Raw genomic sequence first — 22,068 nt, 5'->3', positions numbered from 1 at the left:
CCTCACGCCTCCCCAGCCTCGTCGCTGGCGCCGACGGCGCCAGCGACTCCAGCGAGGGACCGAAGGTCCCTCTGGCAGCGAGGGACGGAGTCCCTCGGGCAACCAGGCTCCGCCCGGTGACAGCCGGAGCGTAGCGCCGGCGACCTCGCGCGTGCTCCTCACGGCCGCCCCCGGCGGCCGTTCGGAGGCACGCGCCACCGCAGTCGGTGGTCCGGAACCGCCCGACACCGACAACACCGGGCGCGTTGTCGCCGGTTCCGACACGGGTTTGACTGCGGCTCCGTCTCCCTCGAACGTGACCGACTCTCCGACCGGCGTCGACCGCGATCCCGACCCGTGTCCCCTCCGCGAGGACCCGCCGGCTGAGAGCCTCCGAACGCGGCTGTGGCGCCACGGGTTCAATCTCTTCCCCGCCTACCGCGGCACCGGCGCCCGGGTCGACCACATCGCCGCGGACTGGCGGTACGTCCGGATCCGCGTCCCCTTCAACTGGCGCACCCGGAACGCGGTCGGCGCGATCTTCGGCGGCAGCCTCTACGGCGCGATCGACCCGGTGTACATGACGATGCTCCGCCGGACCCTCGGCGACGCGTTCACGGTCTGGGACAAGTCGGCCGCGCTGGAGTTCCTCGAGCCCGGCCGCGACACGCTGTACGCGGAGTTCGAACTCGCGGACGGGGAGGTCGAGGCGCTCCGGGAGGAGCTGGGCCCCGGCGAGTCGACCGACCGCGAGTACCTCGTCTCGCTGGTCGACGAAAGCGGAACGGTGCACGCGGTCTGCGAGAAGACGCTGTACGTGCGCCGCGACGAGTGAGGGGGAGAGCGGCGGGGCGGATGACGATCAGTCGTCCGCGCGCGCTCCCGGCGCCCCCGACGCGACCTCTTCGAACTCCGAGACGGAGATGACGAGCCGGTCGTCGCTCGTCGTCGTCACCATCTTCGACTCCGCGAAGGTGGACCCGTCCGCGCGGAGTCCGGTGCTCGTTCCGGTCCAGCGCTCGCCCGCCATCACCGCCGGGATGATGTGCGTGCGGATGTGCTCGACCTCCTCGGTCGGGTGGAGCCGCTGCCAGCGCTCCCCGACGAGCTCCTCGGGGTCGTAGCCGTACAGCTCGCCGTACTCCTCGCCGACGAACTCGAACGTGCCGTCGGGCGCGACGGTGCAGACCCCGTCGAGCGCGACCGCCGCGGACGGGTCGCCTCCCGACTCCCGGTTCGGCTCCGATTCGAAGCGTCCGCCGTCGCCCTCGACCGCGTGTTCGACCCGGCGCAGCAGGGCGGTGTAGCCGTCGGCGCCCCCGCGCTTGGTGACGTAGTCGCTGACGCCTGCGCGGACCATCTCGGCCGCGATGGCGTCCGGCTCCGTCGCCGAAAAGAGGAGGAACGGGAGGTCGGGACGGCTCTCTCTGGCGTCCGAGAGCAGTTCGACGCCCGTCCGGCCGGGCATGTCGTAGTCGCTGACCACGCAGTCGAACGGCTCGCGTTCGATCCGGTCGAGCGCGGCCGCGGGGTCAGTCTCGACGACCGTCTCGCAGTCGATCGCGTCGTCGCGTTCCAGATACGCCGCGACGAGCGCTGCGAGGCCCGGCTCGTCGTCGACGCAGAGCACTCGCAGCGGTGCGTCCGTCATGCCCGGGACTCGGCGGCGTCCGATTAAACCGGTTACTCCCCGATGTTCAGAACTGATACCGGTCGCGCTCCCGAGAGCGACGACGCTTACGCCGTCGCGCCCGCGACGAGGCTCTCCTCGACGGTCTCGACGAACCGGTCCGGGTGTTCGACGTGCGGCAGCAACTTGGCGCGGTCGAAGACGACGAGGCGGGCGCCGGAGGCGTCGGCGAGCTCGCGCCCGTCGGCGAGCGGGCTCACCTCGGCCTCGCGGCCCCAGACGATCGTCGGCGCCGCGTCCATCTCCGCGAGCGCGGCCGCGAGGTCGAGGTCGCTGTTGAGGTACCCCGAGACGAACGACGCGGGCGCGAACCGGGCGTTCTCGACGTGGGCCGTGCGCCACTCGTAGTCGGTCCACTCGTCGCTCGGGTTGGTCGGGTCGTCGTAGCCGTGGTCGGCGTTGAAGTACCGGATCGACGGCTTCGAGGCGATCGCGTTGAACAGCGCGTCGCCGACCAGCGGCGCCCGGATCAGTTCCCGCAGCCACGACTTCGGCGGGCTCGGCCCGGCGACCGTCGTCGGGCAGACGCCGACGAACCCGCGGATCGACACGTCGTCGGCCGGGGAGCCGGCGTCGGCGACCGCCGCGGCCGCGTACGCCGCCGACAGCGACGAGGCGACGACGGCGGGGCGATCGAAGTCGGCGAGGAAGTCGCGGACGAAGTCCTCGTACAGCGCCGCGGAGTAGCGCAGCGGCGGGCGGTCGGAGCGGCCGAACCCCGGCAGGTCGGGGGCGACGACGTGGTGCTCGGCGGCCAGGTCGTCGAACACCTCGCGCCACTCGCCCGCGGAGCCGGCGGCGTTGACGCCGTGAAGGAGCACGAGGTCGGGGTCGTCCGGATCGCCCGCCTCGGTGTAGGCCACGTCCATCCCGCGCCAGCGGAACGTCCCGTCGTCGCCGTCGAGCGGCGACTCCAATTCCCCCTCGTACCGGAGCCCGGTGTTGAGGGCGGCGATCGCGCCGACGCCGAGGAGGGCGGTCCCCGCGAGGTTCCTGAGCTTCATGGAAACCTGTTGGTCCGCTGGCGACTTATACCTCGTGGGCTCGCGGGCGCCTCTCGGTCCCGGGGTGGCGCGTCACGCGGAGGCCTTGTGATCCCGCGGTGGCGCCTCACGCGGAGGCCTTGTGATCCCGCGGTGGCGCCTCACGCCTCGTCGCCGTCGACACAGTCGGCGATCGGCTCGACGATCTCCGCGGCGAGGCTGTACGGGTCGGTCTCCCGCCGCCGCACCGAGTCGGCGAGCGCGTCGATCCCGCCTCGGCGCTCGATCTCCGCGGTCGCGAGCGCGCCCACGTCGGACCGGACCAGCGTGCGGATCTCCTCGGCGTAGCGCCGGCGCTTCGTCGACTCGATCGCGCCCGACTCGCGGAGGTGGGTCGCGTGGGCGTCGAACGTCTCGATCAGCTCCGCGACGCCCTCGCCGGTGTTCGCGACGGTGCGGAGGACCTCCGGGGTCCAGACGGTCTCGTCGTCATCGGGATCTTCCTTCCCGTCGTCAGGGTGATCCGGCACCTCGAACCCGTGGTGGCCCCCGTCGAGCCCCTTCGTCGGGCCCTCGCGTCTGTGGACCATCTCCTCTAACTCGGCGAGGGTGCGCTCCGCGCCGTCCATGTCGGCCTTGTTAACGACGAACACGTCGCCGATCTCCAGAATGCCGGCCTTCAGCGTCTGCACGTCGTCGCCGGAGCCGGGCTGGACCAGCACCGCGACGGTGTCGGCGGTGCGGACCACGTCGACCTCGTTCTGCCCGGCGCCGACCGTCTCGATAATGATCACGTCCTTCCCGAAGGCGTCGAGCGCCTTCACGGCGTCCGCGGTCGCCATCGAGAGCCCGCCGAGCTGACCGCGGGCGCTCATCGACCGGAAGAACACGTCCATGTCGCCGACGTTCGACGCCATCCGGATCCGGTCGCCGAGGACTGCGCCGCCGGTGTACGGCGAGGAGGGGTCGACGGCGACCACGCCGACGGTGTCCCCGCGGTCGCGGTAGGCGGCCGCGAGCTTGTCGACGAGCGTCGACTTCCCGGCGCCGGGCGCCCCGGTGATCCCGATCACGTCGGCGTCGCCGGTGTGCTCGTGGAGGGCGGCGACGATCCCGCGGTACCCCGGGGCGCGGTTCTCGATCCGGGTGATGACGCGGGCGAGCGCGCGGTGGCTCCCCGCGAGGAGGTCCTCGACGAGCACGGCGTCGCCGTCGGCGAGCGCGGTTGCGTCCGTCCGGCCCATCTACGCGCGCTCCGGGAGGTTGTTCCGGATGAACTCGATCGTCTCCTCCATCGGCGTGCCGGGCCCGAACACCTCGGCGACGCCGAGCTCCTTGAGGTCGTCCTCGTCGTCGTCGGGGATGATCCCGCCGACGAGGATCAGGGTGTCCTCGAACGCGTCGTACTCTTTGAGCCCCTCGATCACCTTCGGGACGAGGGTGTTGTGCGCCCCCGAGAGGATCGAGATGCCGAGCACGTCCACGTCCTCTTGGACCGCCGCCTGTACGATCTCTTCGGGCGCGCGGTGGAGCCCGGAGTAGACCACCTCGAAGCCGGCGTCCCGGAACGCCCGCGCGATCACGTGTGCTCCGCGGTCGTGGCCGTCGAGCCCGACCTTCGCAACCAGACAGCGGACGGCTCGCGTCTCCTGTTCGGCGCTCATACCCGACTCTCGGTCGCGTGACCGTTTGATTCTAACGGACGTTCAGGAGGTTCCGGCGCGGCAGAGACGATCGTCCGGCGCGCTTCCGGGACCGACGCGTTCAACGCTCCGGGGACGGTACCGAATCGCATGGACACCGACGATCCCGACGCGCCCGGCGCCCCCGACTCCCCCGACGCCCCCGACGTCCCCGACGACCGGCTCCCCGCCGGGACGCGGATCGGTCGCGCCGCGCTCCGGGTCGCCGACCTCGACGAGACGACCGCGTTCTACCGCGACGTCGTCGGCCTCGCGGTGCTCGACCGCGACGCCGGAGACCGGCCGACCGCGGTCCTCGGCGTCGACGGGACGCCCCTGCTCGTGTTGGAGGAGACGCCCGACCGCCCGGAGCGAGGCCGGACCGACGCCGGCCTCTTTCACACCGCGTTCCGGGTCCCCACCCGCGCCGCGCTCGGCGAGGCGCTGGCCCGGGTTCGCGACCGGTGGCGGCTCGACGGCGCCTCCGATCACCTCGTCAGCGAGGCGCTGTACCTCGACGACCCCGAGGGCAACGGCGTGGAGATCTACCGGGACCGCCCCCGCGAGGAGTGGCCGGTCGACGACGACGGAACGGTCCGGATGGCGACCGACCCGCTCGACGTGCAGGGCGTCGCCGCGGCGGCGGGCGCCGATTCCGCCGATTCCGCCGCGGTCGTCGACCGCGCCCCGCCCGGCACCGACGTGGGGCACGTGCACCTCGAAGTCACGTCGCTGGCGGCGTTCGAGGCGGTGTACGTCGACGGCCTCGGGTTCGAGGTCGGCATGTCCGGCCCGAACGTCCGGTTCGTCGCGGCCGGCGGCTACCACCACCACCTCGGCGCGAACACGTGGCGGGGGCGGACGACGCCCGCCGCGGGGCGCGGGCTCGCGTGGTTCGGGGTCGTGGTCCCCGACGAGGCCGCGCTGGACGCCGTGATCGACCGACTCGACGCGGTCGCGGCCGAGGGCGACGCCGAGTTGGCGGTCAAGGAGCGGGACGGCGGGATCGCGGTCACCGACGGCGACGGGATCGAGGTCCGGGTCCGGATGGAGCCGGCGTAACCGCCGACTATCGCGGGTAGCGCGTCGCTCCGTCCGACTCTCAACTTCGAACGCTCCGTATGTTGTAGATCTATTTCTGAGTAAAAAATATATGTCATTAAAATGTATTGGATAGTTGTCCTGTCTGACGCAGGACGGGCGGTGCCAGCAATGTCAACAAACGATACAATCGAACTGGAGAAGATCCCTGGAATCGGCCCCAAGCGAGCGAAGGCGCTCCGCGTTGCTGGCTACGAGACGCTCGACGACCTGGAGGCGGCCACGGAAGATGAGCTCCGGGACGTCGCGATGTTCGACGACATCCTCGCTCGCGACATCAAAGCGACGGTCAGTCCGGACGACGAGCGCGTTGCGGTGAAACACCCCAACGCCGTCACGCCGGACGACTGGCGAGTGACCGAGCGGCAACTGACCCACATCCGAACGTTGGCCGACGACGCCCCCCTGGAGCTGGACGCGGAGACCGCGCTCGACCTCCGCGACCGGCTGGAGTTCGCCGTCGACCCCGACCTGCTCGACTTCCGGCGGGTCTGCGGGCGCGTCGTCACCTACGACGCCGACACCGACGAGTACCATCCCGTTCCGAACGCGACGGTCCACGTCGAGGACACCGACTGCTCGTTCCTCTCGCAGTTCCCGAGCGACTTGGGGTTGGGGTGGTTCTATCCGTACGACTGCACCCGCGAGACGATCGCGACGACGACGACCGACGAGTGCGGGGAGTTCTGCGTCTACGTCCCGACGTGGGACATCGACCGCGTACTCTCCTTCCGGGAGGAGCGGCTCTGCCTGCCGGAGATCGCGAAGCCGCGGCTCCGAGACGTGTTGGAGCGGCCGGAGGTGTTCCCCGACCCGGTCCGTCCGCCGGACCTCCGACCGCGGCCGCGTCCGGACCCCCTCCCCGACCGGCTGTTCGACCCCGGCGTCCTCGAGCGGACCACCGAGCTGCTCGGCGACGCGGCCGTCCGCCGGCTCGGCGCGGGCACCGAGGGCGGCTCGTTCGGCGACCCGCGCCCGGACCTCGGGATCGACCTCGACCGGCCCGCCTTCCCCGACCCGCCGGAGCCGCCGACGCCGGAGGGGTTCCGGCGTCCGGAGCCGGACGAGCGGGTGGAGCTGCTCGGCGAGGAGCTCCCGGTCGACCGCGAGGTGCTCGGCGCGATCGACCCCGACCGGTTCGTCGGCCCGTTCCTCGCGTGCACCGACGTGACCCTTCCGGAGTGGCGGACGATCGTCGACGTCCCCGACATCACGTTCCGCGTCACGCAGGACGTCGACGGCGACGGCACCGAGGAGACGATCTACTCGGAGGGGTACTTCGACGTCCGCTGGGACGAGGCGGGCTCCGTCGACGTGGACCTCGTCGCGGACGACGAGGCAAACTCGATCCCGACCTGCGACGGGCTCACGCCCGAGAACGTCGAGTGCGACGGCCCGTCGATCGACTCCGTCGGCCTGATGCCGACGCGGGCCCCGATCTACGACGACGAGACGGGGTACGCGCGACGGATCAACCGCCCGAAACCGTCGGGGTCGACTAGCTCCCGGCCGGACGGCACCGCCCCGTTCTCCGGGACCCTCCAGCTGCACGGCTGCCACCGATTCGAGGAAGCGGAGTACTACCGCGTGCTGTACTCCTACGAGGGCGGTCCCGAACAGCCGTTCACTGGCCACGAGTGGCACGCTCCCGCGATCGGCCGCGACCCGGTCCACGTCCAGCCGACGGGGTCCGACGGGTGGTACCCGATCCTCGATATCCCGTACCTGGAGAGCTACTACGGCGAGTCGCTCGGCGACAACCCGCTGTTGTTCCCGTACTGGCTGTTGAACTGGAACACCCGCGGCTACCGGAACGGGACCTACGAGGTGCGGCTCCAGCTCGGGGACGCGAACAGGGACCCGCTGTCGACGGCCTCCGCGAGGTACGCGATCGAGGTCGACAACCGGGCGCCGAACCTCGACATCAGCCGACTCGCCTGGGGGAAGCTGTCGGATCCGGTCGAAAAATGGGACAACGACATCACGGAGTCGTGTCCGCAGATCAGACGGCCCGCCGGCGAGAACATCGGGATCAAGGTGACGTTCAGAGCGTGGGGCGAACACTTCCGCAGCGTCCAAGCGAAGATGAACGGCTGTAACCGGAATCCGACGCTCTACCGTCCGTCGTCGGGGGGATCGAGCCAGTACTCGTACTGGCACGAGACGGTCGGCGACCGCAACCACCGGAAGACCGTCGCGTTCGAGGTGCCGTCGGGGTACCAGCAGGGCGCCTACCGGCTCCGACTGCGCGCCGTCAGCCGCGCGTTCAACCCGGCCGGCGGCAACAGCGGCCCGTCCACCAACTGGGAGTACGACAACGGCCGCATCGACACGTGGTTCACTCGGTCGATCAGCATCACGAACCAGTAACGCGCCGGGGCGTCCGGTCCGCGGTCGGCCGGCGAGGACGGCGCCGATTTTTTCCGAGGGGGAAGGGAGGGGAGAGGAGAGAGGAGACCGAAGCGACGCCCTACCGATCGCCGCCGTCAGTCGCGCTCAGTAGATCAGCTCGTCGTCGTTCTCGACCATGTACAGCGTCCGGGCGGCGACGTTGACCGCGTGGTCGGCGACCCGTTCGAGGTCGCGGACCGCGAGCAGCGCGCGGGACACCTCGTCGAGCGAGGCCTCCAGCGCCTCGGCGTCGGCGTCTGCGCCGGTCCCGTCGGGCGCTCCCTCGTTGCGGGCGCGGTCGGCCTCCAGCAGCTCGCGGACGACCGCCTCGCTCGCGCGCCGACACCGCTCGTCGAAGTCGTCGTCGCGGGCCGCGATCTCGCGGCAGGCCTCAGCGTCGCCCGCCTCGTAGGCCGCGACCGCGTCGGCGACCATCTCGCCCGCGTCCTCGCCCAGCTCGCGGAACTCAACCGCGGGGTGGACGCCCCCGTCGGGGCCCCCGTAACCCGCGAGGTTCGTCGCCAGATCGGCGACGCGCTCGAGGTCGGTGATCACCTTGAACGAGGAGGTCACCAGCCGGAGGTCGCCCGCGACGGGCTGCTGGAGCGCGAGCAACTCGGTACACTCGTCCTCTAAGGCGAGGTACGTCTCGTTCACCTCGTAGTCGCCCTCGATGACTTCCTCGGCGAGCGCGTCGTCGCCGGTCGCGGCCGCCTCGATCGCGGACGCGTACCGCTCGCCCACCAGTTCGCCCATCGCGACCACGTCGGCCCGGAGTTCGTCGAGCCGCTTCTGGTAGTTCTCGCGCGGCATCTATCCGAACTTCCCCGTGATGTAGTCCTCGACGCGCTGTTCCTCGGGGTCCTCGAAGATCTTCGTGGTGTCGTCGTACTCCACGAGCCGGCCGCCGGTGAGGAACACCGCGGTCCGGTCGGAGATCCGGGCCGCCTGCTGCATGTTGTGGGTGACGATGATCACGGTGTACTCCTCGGCGAGGTCGTCGATGAGGTCCTCGATCTTCGAGGCCGCGACGGGGTCGAGCGCGGAGGTCGGCTCGTCCATCAGGATGACCTCCGGGTCGGGCGCGATGGCGCGGGCGATACAGAGCCGCTGTTGCTGGCCGCCAGACAGCTCGAGCCCCGAGGAATCGAGCTGGTCTTTCACCTCGTCCCACAGCGCCGCGCCCTTCAGCGACTCCTTGACGCGGGCGTCGACATCGCCGTCGAACCCCTGGATCTTCAGGCCGTACGCGACGTTGTCACGGATCGACTTCGGGAACGGGTTCGGCTTCTGGAACACCATTCCGATCTTCCGCCGTAAGGCGACCGGGTCCACGTCCGCGTCGTACACGTTCTTGCCGCCGAACTCGACGTCGCCCTCGACCCGGCAGATGTCGATCATGTCGTTCATCCGGTTGATACACCGGAGGAACGTCGACTTGCCGCAGCCCGACGGGCCGATCAGCGCGGTCACCCGGTTTTCGGGGATCTCCATCGACACGTCGTCGATCGCCTGTTCGTCGCCGTAGTAGACGTTCAGGTCGCGCGCGGCGACCGCCGTCCGATCGGGCGCCACGGCGTGTTCGTCCGATCCGGTCTCTACATCCGTCGTGATGAGCGAGTCGCTCGATTCTGTGTTACTCATGTTAGGTCCCCCGCTCCGCGCGGTTCCGCAGCAGTATCGCCGTGCCGTTCATGCCGACCAGGATGATTAACAGCGTGATCACGCCGGCCGCGACGACCCCGTACCGGAAGTCCGCCTGCGGGAAGCCGGCCCACGCGTAGATCTGCATCGGCATCGCGCTGTACTTATCGAAGAGGCTGTTCGGCGCGCTGAACACGGTCGTCGCCGCGCCGACCATGATGAGCGGCGCGGTCTCGCCGATCGCCCGCCCGAGCGCGAGGATCGTCCCGGTCAGGATCCCGGGGAACGCCTCCGGGAGGACGACGTTCTTCGTCGTCTGCCAGCGGGTCGCGCCCATCGCGTCCGACCCCCGCCGCAGGTCGTCCGGCACCGACCGGATCGCCTCCTGCGCGGAGATGATCGTGATCGGGAGGATGAGCAGCGACAGCGTCAGCGACACGGTCACCGCCGTCCCGTACCCCAGCCCGAGGAGGTTCGCGAACAGCCCGAGCCCGAGCAGTCCGTAGACCACCGACGGGATCGCGGCGAGGTTCGCGATGTTGATCTGGAGGAGCCGCGTCAGCGCGCCCACGATGCCGCTGTTGGCGGTGTACTCTTCGAGGAAGACGGAAGTGCCGACCCCGAGGAGGAACGACAGGACCGCCACCATCGCGATGATGATGACCGATCCGACGATCGCCGGGTACAGTCCGGCGTCCGCGGGCGTCCGCGACGGCGCCTCGGTGATGAACGAGCCGTCGATCCACGGGTCCGGCGCCGGAAAGCCGAACGCCTCGACGACGAGTGCGCCGACGAGCGCGCCGACGACGAGAAGCACCGGGAGGCCCAGCCCGATCACGCCGTCGCCAGCGTCGACGACACGCTGGAGGTAGACGGCCGTCGGGACGCCGGCCACGGCGATCACCAGCAGCGCGTTCGGGCCGCCGACGCCGAGTCCGAGAATGCCTCCGAAGAGTCCGACGACGGTCGCGAGCGCGAGCGGGACGCCGCCCGCGGCGATCGCTTCGGTCCGGCTCCCGCGCGCGCCGACGACGAGCGCCCCCGCAGCCGCGATCGGGATCGCCAGCGTCCAGAGGTAGATGAACGCCGTCGTCGGGTACGTATCGATAACGGGGCGCAGGAACACCGCGACGAGCACGCCGACGATCCCGACCGGGACCGCAGCCGTGCTCGCCCCCGGGCGCTCTCGGAACCGACCGTACGCGTACGAGGCCAGCGCCGGGACGATCCCGAGCGTGTACGCGAGGAACCACAGCCGCGCGTCGAACACGAGGAAGAGGACCGCGAGCGCGAGTCCGATCGCCGTGCCGCCGATCAGTCGCCCGACGAGTCCGAACCCGACCCCGCCGACCCGTCCGCTACTTCCGACGTACGTGACGTACCCCGTCAGCGGGAAGACGACCACGAAGAGGTAGGCAAGCTGCCAGGAGAGCCGCGGGATCTGCGTCACGAACGCCTCGATAGCGGTGAAAACGACGGCGACGGCGACGAGCCCGCCGCCGAGCACGCCAGCGGCCCGTCGCGTCAGCTCCCGGTCGTTCGCGCTGTAGAGACAGAAGGCGAGGAACGGGACGACCAGCGTGAGGAAGTACGTCAGCAGCCACTCGGGACTGGCGTTCGTCAGGTCGAAGGCGTCGATCGTGACGTACACCAAGAGCACCGCGAGCGCGAAGATCCCGAGGACGCTCGCGCCGAGCGAGAGGTACTCGAAGATGATCCCGCGGACCCGGCTCACCTCGCCGAATCCCTCAGCGCTCGCGGTTCCTGTGTCGGTATCGGTCGCCATCAATACTCCTCCCGGTAGCGTTGTGCGATGATGTCGCTGAGTACGTTCATTACGAGTGTCACCACGAACAGCGTGAGTCCGAGCGCGAACATCGAGTCGTACGGGATCGTCCCGCCGGTGAGGTCGCCGTTGGCGATCTGAACCATCGCGACGGTGATCGTCATCCCCGACTCCAAGAGCACGTCGGCCGGGTTGATGAAGGGGACTCCGAACGCCTCTTGGACCGCCGGCATCCGCGCCTGCGCACCCATCGCGACGACGACGATCATCGTCTCACCGATCGCACGCGACACCGCGAGGATGTACGAGGAGGCGATCCCGGAGATCGACGCGGGGACGACGATTCCCGTCGACACCTCGAACTTCGTCGCGCCGAGCCCGTAGCCGGCCTGTCGGAGGTCGTCGGGGACCGCGCTCATGGCGTCTTCGGATATCGACGACACCATCGGGATCGTCATGATCCCGACCATCAGCGCGGCCGACAGCGCGTTGAAGGTGCTCATCTCCGGAAACAGGGTCGCTTTCAGCGCCGGCGTGATGTAGACCAGCGCGAAGTACCCGTACACGACCGTCGGGATTCCGGCGAGGATCTCCAAGAGCGGCTTGAGTATCGAGCGCGCGTTCGGCGTCGCGTACTCGCTCAGGTAGATCGCCGTGAGCGTCCCCACGGGAAGCGCGATGAACGCCGCCGTGATCGTCACGGTGATCGTTCCGATGACGAGCGGCACGATGCCGAACGACTGTCCGCCGCCCCGCGGATTCGGACTCCAGCTCGTGCTGGTCAGGAACTCGATGACCGGTACCTCGGAGAAGAACACCACTGCGTCGTACAACAGCGTCGCGAAGATCGCGACCGTCGTGAGCAGGGTGACCGCCGCGCACGCGGCGAAGAGGCCACCGTAGGTTCCCTCCTTCAGTCGTGTGAGCCCGCTCTGGCGCTGGAGATCCGGACTCTCGGTACTCTCAGTCACAACCAGTCGGGTATCGAACGCTGTCGTAAATCAATACACCGGTTCATGGCGCGGGCCTCAGCCCTGCGCCTGCTCGATCGCGTCCTCGAGGATCCCCATCTGCTCCTCCTGCGTCTCCTCGGTGGCGGGGACGTACCCCACGTCGCCGGCGACGAGGTCCTCGTTCGTGGTCTGCTCGACGAAGTACCGGGCGAACTCCGCGACGTGTTCCTCCCCGAGCGACTCGATCGAGGGATAGGTGAACAGCGGCCGGGAGAGGGGAGTGTACTCGCCGCTCGATGCGGTCTCGAGGCTCGGCTCGACGGGCCCGTTGCCGTCGTCGATGCCGAGCGCCTTGAGCTGGTCGGGGTTCTGGAAGTAGTACGCGAAGCCGAAGTAGCCGATCGCGTACTCGCTGCCGGCGACCCCGGTGGCGATCTGGTTGTCCTGCTCCGTGGCCTGGTAATCGTCCGTGTGGCCGCGGTCCTCCAGGACGGACTCGATAAAGTAGTCGTACGTCCCTGATGTGTCGGCGGCGCCGAACCGCTCGATCTCCTCGTTCGGGAACTCGTCGCGGACCTGGTCCCACGTCTCGACGGCGTCCTCCTCCCAGATCGTCGCCAGCTCCTCGACGGTGAGCGAGTCGATCCAGTCCGCGTCGGGGTTGACGACCACCGTGAGCGCGTCGGTCGCGGCGATGAGCTCGACGTACTCGACGCCGTTGTCGGAACAGAGCTGCTGTTCCTCCTCCTTAATCGGGCGACTCGCGTTGTTGAAGTCGGTCTCGCCCACGCAGAAGAAGTTCGCGAATCCGCCGCCGGATCCCGTCGAGCTGATGTCTATAGAGACGTCCGCGTGGTCCGCGGAGAAGTCCTCGGCGACCGCGCTCATCAGCGGGAAGACGGTCGAGGAGCCGGCGATGTTGATCGAGCCGGACAGCGAGTCGGAGCCGTCGGAGCTACCGTCCGAACCGTCGGACCCGTCGGATCCACCGTCCGAACCGTCGCTTCCTTCGGTCTCCGTACACCCCGCGAGCGCCAGCGCGCCCGCGCCGGCGAGCGCCGTAAGTGATTTCCGACGAGTGATCCCCTCGGTATCCGCGTCGTGGCTTGATGCCATCACCTGACTGTGGGCGATTTCCGGTTAAATAGTATGCTATGAGAGGTACGACTGACCCAGTATCGCTCCCCGGTGCTATATACTCTATATAGATCGCTCGGCGAGCACGTCCCGCGGGTCGACCGCCGATCCGACCGTTCGGGCGTATTTTTAAGACCCTCCGGGCGAAGACCCCGACCATGACCCCACCGACGGACCGGGACCGGATCCGGCTCTCGCTCTCCCGCGAGGAGGCGTGGATCGCCCACGACGCCCTCCTCGACGCGGGCGAGGCCGCGGCCGACGCCGGCGACGACGCCCCCGCGCAGTGCCGCCCGATCCGCCGCATCGAGTCCGGCCGCGCGCTCACCCCGGACGGCGCCGAACTCCTCCGCGACGCGCTGGTCGACTACCTCGGCGACGCTCCCGTCCGCGACCGTGCGCCGGGGCGAGCCCTGCTGGGGCGGGTGGACGACGCGGTCGAGTCGTCCGACCGCTCGGCGTCGGCCGCCGACTCGAACGCCTGAGTCGGGCGGACGGTCCGGTTCTCCCCGGCTACGAGTCCGCCTCCACCGCCTCGATCAACAGCTCCGCGACGTCGACGATCTCCACCTCGTCTTCGAAGTCCCCCGTCTTCCGCCCGTCTTCGAACATCGTCGTGCACATCGGGCAGGCGACGACGAACTTCTCTATCGCGCCGCCGGCGTCCGTGTCCTCGACCGCCTCGCGGAGGCGCTCCTCGCTCGGCTTGACGTCCTCGTCGTGTTCGGTCCACAGGCCGCCCCCGCCGCCGCCACAGCAGAACGAGTCGTCCCGCGAGCGCGGCATCTCGTGGAGGTCGGCGCCGGTCGCTTCGATCAGCTCGCGGGGGGCCTCGTACTCGTCGTTGTACCGCCCGAGGTGACACGGGTCGTGGTAGGTGACGGTGTAGTCGAGCTCGTCGCCGGACAGGCCGAGCCGGCCCGCCTCGACCAGCTCCTCGACCACCTGCGTCCAGTGGAACACGTCGATCTCCCCCTCGGGGTTCCACGGCTCCTCGCGGTCGAACGGCATCATCGGGTCGTCCGCGAACTCCGCGAAGTCGACCTCGGGGTACTCGTTTTTGATGGTGTTATAGGAGTGCGGATCGGTACAGACGATCGAGTCGAACTCGCAGTCCGCGAACGTCTCGACGTGGTGGCCCGCCAGCTCGAGGTAGAGGAACTCCTCGCCGATCCGCCGGATGTCGTTGCCGTCGGTCTTCTCGTCGTCGAATAAGATTCCGAACTCGACGCCCGCCTCGTCGAACAGCCGGGCCAGCGCCCGGGCGACCTTCCTGTTCCGGTCGTCGAAGCTCGGGTAGTCGCCGACGTACCAGAGGTACTCCACCTCGCGCTCGCGGGCGTCCGGGACCTCCACGTCCTCGTCGAGGTCGTCCGCCCAGTCGCCGCGGGCCGACTGCGACTCGCCGAAGGTGTTCCCCTTCTGCATCACGTCCTGGAACACGTCCTGGAGGTTCGAGTCGACCGCCCCCTCGTCGACGAGCTGGCGGTTCATCTTGGTGAACGAGGTGAGGTGTTCGATGTCGACGGGGCAGGCGTCCATGCAGGCCATACACGACATGCAGGACTCCATCGACTCGCTCGCGATGACGCCCCCCTCGTCGGCGACGATGGGGACGGTTCCTCCATCAGTCGCGACCGCGTTCCCGTCCCCCGCACCCGCCACCGCGTCGTCGCTCACGGACTCGCGGTACGCCTTCAGGTCCAAGATTACGTCCCGGGGGTCGAGGTTCCGGCCGACGGTCTCGGCGGGGCAGGCCGACGAGCACCGCCCGCACTTCGTGCAGGCGTCGCCGTCCATGAGCTCCTTCCAGGTGAAGTCCTCGATCGACTCGGCGTTGGTGTGATCGAGGTCGGCGGGGACGTTCGGGAGCCGCGCGCCCGCGTTCTCGTCGCGGGCGACGACGTTCGCGAACGAGGAGATCATGTGGAACGGCTTCGCGTACGGGATCCACGCGATGAACGCGAACGCCAGGAGCGAGTGGCTCCACCAGACGACGCCGTAGAGCGCCTCGGCGCCCGCGGGCGTGAGGCCCGCCGCCTCGAAGCCGGCCGCCATCGCCATGCCGACGAAGCTCACCGTCTCCGTCGCCCGCGCGGGCTGGCCGACGATACCGAGCGCCTGCACGACGAAGCCGCCGACGCCGAGCGCGAAGAGCGTCCAGACGAACGCGTCGTCCTCCAGCGAGGTGTGTTTGCCCCAGAGCCGTCCCTCTCGGTTCCGGTAGCGACGGACCATCGCCATCCCGACGCCGACGACGAACAGCAGGCCGAACGCGTCGACGACGAACTGGTAGGCCAGGTAGAAGTCGCCCACCCAGAACGACTCGCCCGCGATCGGGCGGTACACGTCGATGTCGAACCCGAGGATCGTCGTCGCGACGAGCAGGGTGAGGAACCCCCACAGCACGAGCGTGTGCATCACCCCGGCGTACAGGTCCCGGTCGAACTGGTTCTCGTTCGAGAGCACCGTCTTCGTCGCCGCGACCGTCCGGGCGGGGAGGTCCGACAGCCGGTCGCGGGGGTCCGCGCTCCCCCGTGCGTACGCCGCAAACCGGGCGTACACCCCGTACAGGAACACGAGGATCGCGACCGCCGCGAGCCAGTAGAACGCGGCCTTCCCGACCGGGCCGATCGTCCAGAACGTCTCCCGAGTGGCCGCCTGCATGGGAGTCATGATCGATCACGCGGATACGGCGGGGTTAAAGCTTGCCACAACGCGGGGCGCGTCGTCGGCCGTTTCCGGGGCGATCCCGCCGCCTCCTCTCGGTCGGCGGCGAGCTACACGACGGTCGCCACGGCGGCCGCCGCCAACCCCCCGCCGACCGCGAGCGCCGGGAGGTCGGCGGGCCCGAGCGCCAGCCGCGGGAGCGTCGGATTCCACGCGAAACACCGGGCGTTCAGCGCGGTCCCCAGCCGGTCGGCCCGCCCGAACGCGCGATTGAGCCCCGCGACGGCGACGAGCCGCATCCGCTCGCGGACCGGGAGCGTCCCGCCGCCGCGCGCCCGGACCGCCTCGCGGGCGGTCAGCAGGTCCCGCCGGAGGAGCGGGAGGAACCGGAACACGAGCGCGACGCCGACCCCGAGGAACTGACCGGGTCTCCCCGGGATCGCGCGCTGGATCGCCGCCCGCGAGTCCCGGACCGGGGTCGACCTGACGTAGCCGGCGGCGACGACGAGGATCAGCAGGACGCGGTAGCTCGCGAGCCCCGTGGCCGCGGCGCGCTCGACCCGGAACCACGGCGCCCCGAGCGTCGCACCGGCGATCAGGGGGGCGAGGAGGAGCACCGGGAACGCGGCCCGGTAGGTCCAGAGGTCCCGCGGTCCGCCCCCCGCGAGGAACAGGCAGGCGACGGCGAGGAGGGTGAGCGCGGCGAGCCCGCGGGGCGTCGTGTACGCGTACGCGGCGGCCGCGAACCCGGCCTGCACGAGGAGCTTCGACCGCGGGTCGAGCCGGTGGGCGAGCGAGTCGCCGGGGACGTACGAGAGGGTCACTGGTCGGTGGGGCCGCCGGTCTCGTGCTCTGAGGGCTCGCCGGGCTCGCGCCCGGTGGGCCCGCCGGTCTCACCGAAGTCGAACGACGCCGGCACCCGCACGTCGAGCCCCGGCAGCTTCTCGGCCGCCGCCCGCGGCGCGTCGTCGACGGCGACGCGCCCCGCGGACAGCCCGACCACCCGGTCCGCGAGTCCGAGCACGTCGCGGAGGTCGTGAGTGACGGCGATCACGCTCGTCCCGGCCGCGTGCAGCTCGCGCAGGCGGTCGAGCACCGAGCGCCGGGCCGGCTCGTCGAGGCCGGTGAACGGCTCGTCTAAGACGAGGTGATCGGGCTCCATCGCGAGCGCGCCCGCGATCGCGACGCGCTCGCGCTCGCCCCCGGAGAGGCCCGCGATCCGGTTGTCTCCGCGCCCGGCCATGTTCACCGCCGCGAGCGCGTCCTCGACGCGCCGGTCGATCTCGGCGTGCGAGCACCCGAGGTTCTCCGGGCCGAACGCCACGTCGGCGCCGACGGTGGCGGCGACCAGCTGGTCGCGCGGGTCCTGGAACACCATGCCGACCGCGGCCCGGGCCGCCACGAGGTCGTCGCTCACGGGGGTTCCATTCACCGAGACCGTCCCCGCGTCCGGCGTCACGAGCCCGTTGAACGTCCGGACGAGCGTCGTCTTGCCGGAGCCGTTCGCGCCGGCGACGACGAGGAACTCGCCGTCGGCGACCGAGAGGGTCACGTCGTCGACCGCGACGACGCCGGCGTCGCCCTCCGCGCCTCCCGCGGCGCCGCCGAACCGGCAGGTGACGCCGTCGGCCTCGATCACGGGTTCGCCTCCTGAGCGATCACGGCGGCCTCACGCGGCCGCGACCGCGTCGGAGCGAACGATGCCGACCGCGGCCGCGACCTTCAGCGCCTCCGCGGGCAGGAACGCGACCGCGCCCACGGTCACCGCCTCGACGGGGCCGAGCGCGAGCACGTACGCGAGCCCGGCGACGCCGAGCGCGTAGATGACGACGGTGCCGAGGACCATCGCGCCCACGAGCGTCGGCAGCCCGACCGTGTCGAGGTCGCGGAGGGTCGCGCCGCGGTGAACGACCGCGCCGACGGCGGCGGCGGCCAGCGGGTACGACCAGAGGTAGCCCGCCGACTGGCCGACGAGCGCGCCCACGCCCGCGGAGCCGCCCTCGAACACCGGGGCGCCGACCGCGCCCGCCGCGAGGTAGAGGACGAGGGACGCGGCCCCCCACACCGGACCGAGGTAGATCCCGGCGAGGAACACGCCGAGCACCTGGAGCGTCACCGAGACGGGCGAGACGGGATTCGGGAAGGTCACGTACGCGAACGCGCCGACGAGCGCGGCGAAGAGCGCCGCGCGAGCGAGGTTCGTCGCGGCCTCGTCGCCGACGAGATCCACCGACTCCGTGCTGGTTGCCATGTCTCCGAGACCCTCGTAAACCGACTTGAAGGTACTGGTTGACGACGAGAGAAGGGGGGAGGGCTCCGTCGGTCGTCGATCGTCTCGCCGAAAGCCGGCTCGGGCCGGACGCGAGGCTTATTTGTCGTCGGCGCGTATCGCCCCGTCCATGGACGAGAAGACCTCCGAGCTCCGCGATCTCTTCGTCGAGACCACCGGGTCCGAGACGGTGACCGAGCGGCAGGCGGAGTCGCGCGGGACGCTCACCGACCGCGACGAGGCGGCGGTCGACGAGCGGCTCCGCGAGCTCGTCGCCGCGATGCGCGAGCGCTATGACTTCTCGACCGACCTCGACGACGCGACCTACGTCCGGATCGCTCGCGGGCGCTTCGAGGAGGAGGACGACGAGGCGATCGCGACCGCGCTCGTCGAGGAGCGCGAGGCCGACGGGGACGGCGATGGGGCGGGAGGCGAGTCGGGCGCCCCGCCCGTCGTCGACCCCGGAACGGTCCGCGACGCCCGGCTCGACCTCCACCTCGTCCGCGAGGCCGACCGCGAGGTCGGCGACGCCGCGTTCGCGTACGACGACCTGAAGCAGTTGACCGCCGAGGGTCGCTCGATCCCGGAGTGCGCCGAGGCGCTCGACGCCGACCCCGACGCCGTCGCGAAACACGCCCGCGTCGCCCGCGTGGACCTGACCTCCACCCGCGCGAACGACCGCTTCCGCGACGAGTTCCGCGACCTCCTCACCGACGCCGAGATCGAGGGCTCACACGCCGAGACCGCCCGCGACGACGGCCTCGAAGAGGCGACCGAGGACATCGAGACCGACGTTTCCTTATAAATCGAACTGCGGTCGGCGCGTGCCGGCGAGCGGGCCATCGGCCCGCAAGCCGCACGCGCGAGGGAGTCGCTGGCGCCTTATAAGGCGCCAGCGACAGGGCGAGAGCGAAGCTCTCGCTTGCAACCGGACGTAGTCCGGTGACGAGGCTGGGGAGGCGTGAGGCTGCTGTGCGGGGTTGGACTCAAAGGGGCAGCCGGGAGGACGGCGCAGGCGACACAAGCACCGCAACGAGGGAGCGATAGCGACCGAGTGAGGAGCGTGGTTCGAGACGCCTCCGGCGTCTCGTCATCGCCAGAAATCGGAGATTTCTGGCTAGCAGTCAGAACGCTTCGCGTTCTGACGACATCACGAAAGGCGCTTCGCACCTTTCGAACGACAGCGAGCGTGCGCCGTCCTCCCGGCTGGGGCTTTGGAGGAGTTCATCGTCGATCCGCAGGTAACGGCTTATAAGTGAGCGGCTGGGGCTTTGGAGGAGTTCACCGTCGATCCACGGACAACCATTTATAAGCGAACAGCCGGAGCTGTCCGATCGGCTATTGCCGATACACACTCAAAAACGCCGCTTCACGAATACTGACCCGCGATCGATTCCTTAAAACGGCCCCTTACCGCCGCCCATCATGTCGCCGAGGCCGCCGCCGTCGCCGCCGCCCATCTTCTTCATCATGCGCTGCATGTCGCCCTCGCCCATGCCCTGGAACTGACTGATCGTCTGTTCCATCATGGAGTGCTGTTCGAGCAGCTGCTGGACCGTCTCCTCGTCGGTGCCGGAGCCGCGCGCGATCCGCTCCGTGCGCGACTGGCCGACGACGCGGGGGTTCTCCAGCTCCTCCTCGGTCATCGAGTCCATGATGCGCTCGAAGCGACGCATCCGGTCTTGGGTCACGTCCATCGCGTCGTCCGGGAGCTGGTCCATCATCCCGCCGCCCATCCCGGGGATCATGTCCATCACCTGGTCTAAGGGCCCCATCCGGTTCATCGCGTCCATCTGCTTTTTCATGTCCTTCAGGGTGAACTCCCCCTGCAGCATGTCCTCGGGGTCCCAGTCCTCGTCCTCCTCCTGAGCCTCCTGCATGGCGCGCTCGACGCGCTCGGAGAGCTGCTTGAGGTCGCCCATCCCGAGCAGCCGGGAGATGAACCCGGAGGGCTCGAACCGCTCGATGTCCTGGACCGTCTCGCCGGTCCCGAGGAAGGCGATGGAGGAGTCGGTCTCGTTGACGGCCGTCAGCGCCCCGCCACCCTTCGCGGTCCCGTCGAGCTTGGTGATCATTACGCCCTCGATGCCGATCGACTCCTCGAACTGGCGGGCCTGCTCCTTCGCGCCCTGCCCGATCGCGGCGTCCAAGACGAGGAGGGAGCGGTCGGGGTCGACCGCCGACTCGATCTCTTCGATCTCGTCGATCAGGTCGTCTTCGAGCGCGTGGCGCCCGGCCGTGTCCACGATGTGCACGTCGGCGTCCTCGGTCTCCGCCAGTCCCGTCCGGGCGATGTCGACCGGGTCGTCGTTGTCGGGGTTCCCGTAGAAGTCGACCTCCGCGCGCTCGCACATCTGCTTGGCCTGGTCGTACGCGCCCGGCCGGAAGGTGTCGGTCTGGATGACTGCGGGGCGGAGCCCCTTCTTCGAGAACCACCACGCCATCTTGGCGGCGGAGGTGGTCTTCCCGGACCCCTGCAGCCCGGCGAGCAGGATCGTCTGGTTCTCCAGGGGGAGCTCGGTGGAGTCGCCCACCAGATCGACCATCTCCTCGTAGACGATCTTGAGGACGTGGTCCTTCGCGGTCGTGCCGCCCGGCGGCTCCTCCTCGAGGGCGCGGGACTTGATCGAGTCCGACAGCTCCATCACGAGGGAGACGTCGACGTCGGCGGAGAGGAGCGAGCGCTGGATCTCCTTGACGATCTCCTCGACGTCGCTCTCGGAGAGTCGGGACTTCCCCTGGAGCTTGTCGAGGCTGCTCCGGAGGGACGTACCGAGGTCGTCGAGTACCATTTGCCGGAGCTAGGCGGCCGACGCGGTAAAGCTTTGTTCGTCGGCGTCGCCGTTCACCCTTGCCCGTCGACCGTCAGCCGCGCGCCCGCGGCGTCGATCCGACAGACCTCGGGGTCGTAGCCCGCGTCGGAGAGCCCGGTGCCGAGCGCGAAGACGGTGCGGCCGAGCATCGCCATCGCCGCCTCGCCGCCCGCCTCGTCGACCGCGTCGACCGCCGCCGCGACCTCGGGCACGAGGAGGTCCGCCTCGCGGGCGAACGCGCGGGCCGCGTCCATCATCGTCGGGAGCCGCGGGTCCGCGCGGAGCCGGTCGAGCGCGTCCTCGCCGGCCGCCGAGAGCGCGGTCGTGTCGCCGCCCAACACCTCCTCGGTCGACAGCTCGCCGAACGTGACGTACTCCACGCGCGCGGTCGCGGGAATCCCGTCGAGCTCCCCGATCCCGGGCGCGCCGGGTTCGACCCGGATCGGGACGCCGCCGCGCGCCTGCGCGACCACGTCGCCGAGTCCGGTTCCGCGAGCCACCTCCGCCTCGTGGGCGATTCGGACCAGCTCGTTCTCCGACCGACCGCGGTCGAGGAGGTCGTTCGCGGCGAGCGCGGCGCCGAGCGTCGCGGCGCCCGAGACCCCGAAGCCGGCGCCGATTGGGAGGTCCGTCTCGACGGCGACGTCGACGCCGGTCGCGCCAAGCTCCGCGAGGGCGTCGTCGACCGCGCCGATGGTCCCCGACTCGCCGTCGATGGTCCGGGCGCCCGAACCGCCGTCGCCTGCCTCTGTTTCGCCACCGGCCGACACCCGGACCGTCACCCCGTCGGTGAGCGTCACCCCGGCGCCGCGCGAGCCCGCGGCCGCGGGGCGCGCGGCCGGGTGCGCGCTGAAGAAGGCGGTGACGTGGCCGGGAACGAACGCGGTCGCCCGCTGCCTGCTCATGGCGAGTCGGAGGTGCGGGCGTCGATTAACGGTTGTTATCCGCGATGCCGGCGACACCGCAGGCC

20 protein-coding genes are annotated in these 22,068 nt (G+C 70.1%); 5 read left to right on the top strand and 15 right to left on the bottom strand.

Features of this window, described 5'->3' with window-relative positions; genetic code table 11:
- Nucleotides 1-295: 295 nt before the first annotated feature.
- The gene (locus tag JIN95_RS01690) at nucleotides 296-814 is read left to right on the top strand and encodes a DUF4442 domain-containing protein (protein ID WP_200530335.1); all 519 of its coding nucleotides are present in this window, start codon (nucleotides 296-298) and stop codon (nucleotides 812-814) included.
- Nucleotides 815-841: 27 nt separating this feature from the next.
- On the opposite strand, the gene JIN95_RS01685 is transcribed toward JIN95_RS01690, so the two are convergent.
- The 4 genes from JIN95_RS01685 to JIN95_RS01670 form a co-directional block, all read right to left on the bottom strand.
- Entirely contained in the window at nucleotides 842-1,630 is a 789-nt protein-coding gene (locus JIN95_RS01685) for a response regulator (RefSeq protein WP_095635256.1), read from the bottom strand.
- Between the two features lie 86 nt (nucleotides 1,631-1,716).
- Nucleotides 1,717-2,673: an alpha/beta hydrolase gene (locus JIN95_RS01680; RefSeq protein ID WP_200530334.1), complete on the bottom strand. Its 957-nt coding sequence runs from the start codon at nucleotides 2,671-2,673 to the stop codon at nucleotides 1,717-1,719.
- 140 nt (nucleotides 2,674-2,813) lie between these two features.
- Entirely contained in the window at nucleotides 2,814-3,896 is a 1,083-nt protein-coding gene (gene meaB, locus JIN95_RS01675; RefSeq protein ID WP_200530333.1) for a methylmalonyl Co-A mutase-associated GTPase MeaB, read from the bottom strand.
- A complete protein-coding gene (locus JIN95_RS01670; RefSeq protein WP_050026575.1) occupies nucleotides 3,897-4,316 on the bottom strand; it encodes a cobalamin B12-binding domain-containing protein in 420 nt (139 codons plus the stop codon).
- A gap of 129 nt (nucleotides 4,317-4,445) precedes the next feature.
- On the opposite strand from JIN95_RS01670, the gene JIN95_RS01665 reads away from it, so the two are divergent.
- Nucleotides 4,446-5,396, top strand: coding sequence for a VOC family protein (locus JIN95_RS01665; protein ID WP_200530332.1), 951 nt, complete (start codon nucleotides 4,446-4,448; stop codon nucleotides 5,394-5,396).
- Nucleotides 5,397-5,546: 150 nt separating this feature from the next.
- The gene (locus tag JIN95_RS01660; protein WP_200530331.1) at nucleotides 5,547-7,805 is read left to right on the top strand and encodes a helix-hairpin-helix domain-containing protein; all 2,259 of its coding nucleotides are present in this window, start codon (nucleotides 5,547-5,549) and stop codon (nucleotides 7,803-7,805) included.
- Nucleotides 7,806-7,931: 126 nt separating this feature from the next.
- Here JIN95_RS01660 and phoU read toward each other — a convergent pair whose 3' ends face one another.
- The 5 genes from phoU to JIN95_RS01635 are packed head-to-tail and all read right to left on the bottom strand — an operon-like array spanning nucleotide 7,932 to nucleotide 13,325.
- Nucleotides 7,932-8,639 carry a phosphate signaling complex protein PhoU gene (gene phoU, locus JIN95_RS01655; protein WP_200530330.1) on the bottom strand — a complete coding sequence of 236 codons (708 nt, stop codon included), beginning with the start codon at nucleotides 8,637-8,639 and terminating at the stop codon, nucleotides 7,932-7,934.
- Nucleotides 8,640-9,470 (bottom strand): phosphate ABC transporter ATP-binding protein PstB, encoded by an 831-nt coding sequence (pstB, locus tag JIN95_RS01650; protein ID WP_095635262.1) that lies wholly within the window; start codon nucleotides 9,468-9,470, stop codon nucleotides 8,640-8,642.
- 1 nt (nucleotide 9,471) lies between these two features.
- On the bottom strand, nucleotides 9,472-11,256 hold the full coding sequence (gene pstA / locus JIN95_RS01645) for a phosphate ABC transporter permease PstA (RefSeq protein WP_200530329.1): 1,785 nt from the start codon (nucleotides 11,254-11,256) through the stop codon (nucleotides 9,472-9,474).
- Nucleotides 11,256-12,227 (bottom strand): phosphate ABC transporter permease subunit PstC, encoded by a 972-nt coding sequence (gene pstC, locus JIN95_RS01640; RefSeq protein WP_095635264.1) that lies wholly within the window; start codon nucleotides 12,225-12,227, stop codon nucleotides 11,256-11,258. The genes pstA and pstC overlap by 1 nt, the downstream gene beginning before the upstream one ends.
- Nucleotides 12,228-12,284: 57 nt before the next feature.
- The gene (locus tag JIN95_RS01635; RefSeq protein WP_095635265.1) at nucleotides 12,285-13,325 is read right to left on the bottom strand and encodes a PstS family phosphate ABC transporter substrate-binding protein; all 1,041 of its coding nucleotides are present in this window, start codon (nucleotides 13,323-13,325) and stop codon (nucleotides 12,285-12,287) included.
- Nucleotides 13,326-13,504: 179 nt separating this feature from the next.
- Between JIN95_RS01635 and JIN95_RS01630 the strand changes: the two genes are divergently transcribed.
- Nucleotides 13,505-13,831, top strand: a complete 327-nt coding sequence (locus tag JIN95_RS01630) for a hypothetical protein (protein WP_095635266.1) — start codon at nucleotides 13,505-13,507, stop codon at nucleotides 13,829-13,831.
- A 28-nt stretch (nucleotides 13,832-13,859) separates the two neighbouring features.
- On the opposite strand, the gene JIN95_RS01625 is transcribed toward JIN95_RS01630, so the two are convergent.
- The 4 genes from JIN95_RS01625 to JIN95_RS01610 form a co-directional block, all read right to left on the bottom strand.
- On the bottom strand, nucleotides 13,860-16,022 hold the full coding sequence (locus JIN95_RS01625; RefSeq protein WP_095635267.1) for a (Fe-S)-binding protein: 2,163 nt from the start codon (nucleotides 16,020-16,022) through the stop codon (nucleotides 13,860-13,862).
- A 104-nt stretch (nucleotides 16,023-16,126) separates the two neighbouring features.
- The gene (locus tag JIN95_RS01620) at nucleotides 16,127-16,840 is read right to left on the bottom strand and encodes an energy-coupling factor transporter transmembrane protein EcfT (protein WP_095635268.1); all 714 of its coding nucleotides are present in this window, start codon (nucleotides 16,838-16,840) and stop codon (nucleotides 16,127-16,129) included.
- Complete coding sequence (locus tag JIN95_RS01615) at nucleotides 16,837-17,655, bottom strand: ABC transporter ATP-binding protein (protein ID WP_200530328.1); 819 nt, start codon at nucleotides 17,653-17,655, stop codon at nucleotides 16,837-16,839. Before JIN95_RS01615 ends, JIN95_RS01620 begins: the two co-directional genes overlap by 4 nt.
- Nucleotides 17,656-17,685: 30 nt before the next feature.
- Nucleotides 17,686-18,267, bottom strand: coding sequence for a biotin transporter BioY (locus tag JIN95_RS01610; RefSeq protein WP_200530327.1), 582 nt, complete (start codon nucleotides 18,265-18,267; stop codon nucleotides 17,686-17,688).
- A 148-nt stretch (nucleotides 18,268-18,415) separates the two neighbouring features.
- On the opposite strand from JIN95_RS01610, the gene JIN95_RS01605 reads away from it, so the two are divergent.
- Nucleotides 18,416-19,090 (top strand): hypothetical protein, encoded by a 675-nt coding sequence (locus JIN95_RS01605; protein ID WP_095635271.1) that lies wholly within the window; start codon nucleotides 18,416-18,418, stop codon nucleotides 19,088-19,090.
- A gap of 592 nt (nucleotides 19,091-19,682) precedes the next feature.
- Here the strand turns inward: JIN95_RS01605 and JIN95_RS01600 are convergent.
- A complete protein-coding gene (locus tag JIN95_RS01600) occupies nucleotides 19,683-21,077 on the bottom strand; it encodes a signal recognition particle protein Srp54 (RefSeq protein ID WP_095635272.1) in 1,395 nt (464 codons plus the stop codon).
- Nucleotides 21,078-21,130: 53 nt separating this feature from the next.
- Entirely contained in the window at nucleotides 21,131-22,003 is an 873-nt protein-coding gene (locus JIN95_RS01595) for a pantoate kinase (RefSeq protein ID WP_200530326.1), read from the bottom strand.
- Nucleotides 22,004-22,068 lie beyond the last annotated feature (65 nt).

This window comes from Halorubrum sp. LN27 (assembly GCF_016635065.1).
Lineage (GTDB): Archaea > Halobacteriota > Halobacteria > Halobacteriales > Haloferacaceae > Halorubrum > Halorubrum salipaludis.
This window is presented reverse-complemented; position numbering and strand designations above follow the sequence as displayed.

Coding starts and splice junctions, on each gene's coding strand:
- pstB (WP_095635262.1), bottom strand. CDS start 9,470: ATGAGTAACACAGAATCGAGCGACTCGCTCATCACGACGGATGTAGAG.
- JIN95_RS01595 (WP_200530326.1), bottom strand. CDS start 22,003: ATGAGCAGGCAGCGGGCGACCGCGTTCGTTCCCGGCCACGTCACCGCC.
- phoU (WP_200530330.1), bottom strand. CDS start 8,639: ATGCCGCGCGAGAACTACCAGAAGCGGCTCGACGAACTCCGGGCCGAC.
- JIN95_RS01635 (WP_095635265.1), bottom strand. CDS start 13,325: ATGGCATCAAGCCACGACGCGGATACCGAGGGGATCACTCGTCGGAAA.
- pstA (WP_200530329.1), bottom strand. CDS start 11,256: ATGGCGACCGATACCGACACAGGAACCGCGAGCGCTGAGGGATTCGGC.
- JIN95_RS01665 (WP_200530332.1), top strand. CDS start 4,446: ATGGACACCGACGATCCCGACGCGCCCGGCGCCCCCGACTCCCCCGAC.
- JIN95_RS01685 (WP_095635256.1), bottom strand. CDS start 1,630: ATGACGGACGCACCGCTGCGAGTGCTCTGCGTCGACGACGAGCCGGGC.
- JIN95_RS01610 (WP_200530327.1), bottom strand. CDS start 18,267: ATGGCAACCAGCACGGAGTCGGTGGATCTCGTCGGCGACGAGGCCGCG.
- JIN95_RS01625 (WP_095635267.1), bottom strand. CDS start 16,022: ATGACTCCCATGCAGGCGGCCACTCGGGAGACGTTCTGGACGATCGGC.
- JIN95_RS01680 (WP_200530334.1), bottom strand. CDS start 2,673: ATGAAGCTCAGGAACCTCGCGGGGACCGCCCTCCTCGGCGTCGGCGCG.
- JIN95_RS01660 (WP_200530331.1), top strand. CDS start 5,547: ATGTCAACAAACGATACAATCGAACTGGAGAAGATCCCTGGAATCGGC.
- JIN95_RS01630 (WP_095635266.1), top strand. CDS start 13,505: ATGACCCCACCGACGGACCGGGACCGGATCCGGCTCTCGCTCTCCCGC.
- JIN95_RS01605 (WP_095635271.1), top strand. CDS start 18,416: ATGGACGAGAAGACCTCCGAGCTCCGCGATCTCTTCGTCGAGACCACC.
- JIN95_RS01670 (WP_050026575.1), bottom strand. CDS start 4,316: ATGAGCGCCGAACAGGAGACGCGAGCCGTCCGCTGTCTGGTTGCGAAG.
- JIN95_RS01600 (WP_095635272.1), bottom strand. CDS start 21,077: ATGGTACTCGACGACCTCGGTACGTCCCTCCGGAGCAGCCTCGACAAG.
- meaB (WP_200530333.1), bottom strand. CDS start 3,896: ATGGGCCGGACGGACGCAACCGCGCTCGCCGACGGCGACGCCGTGCTC.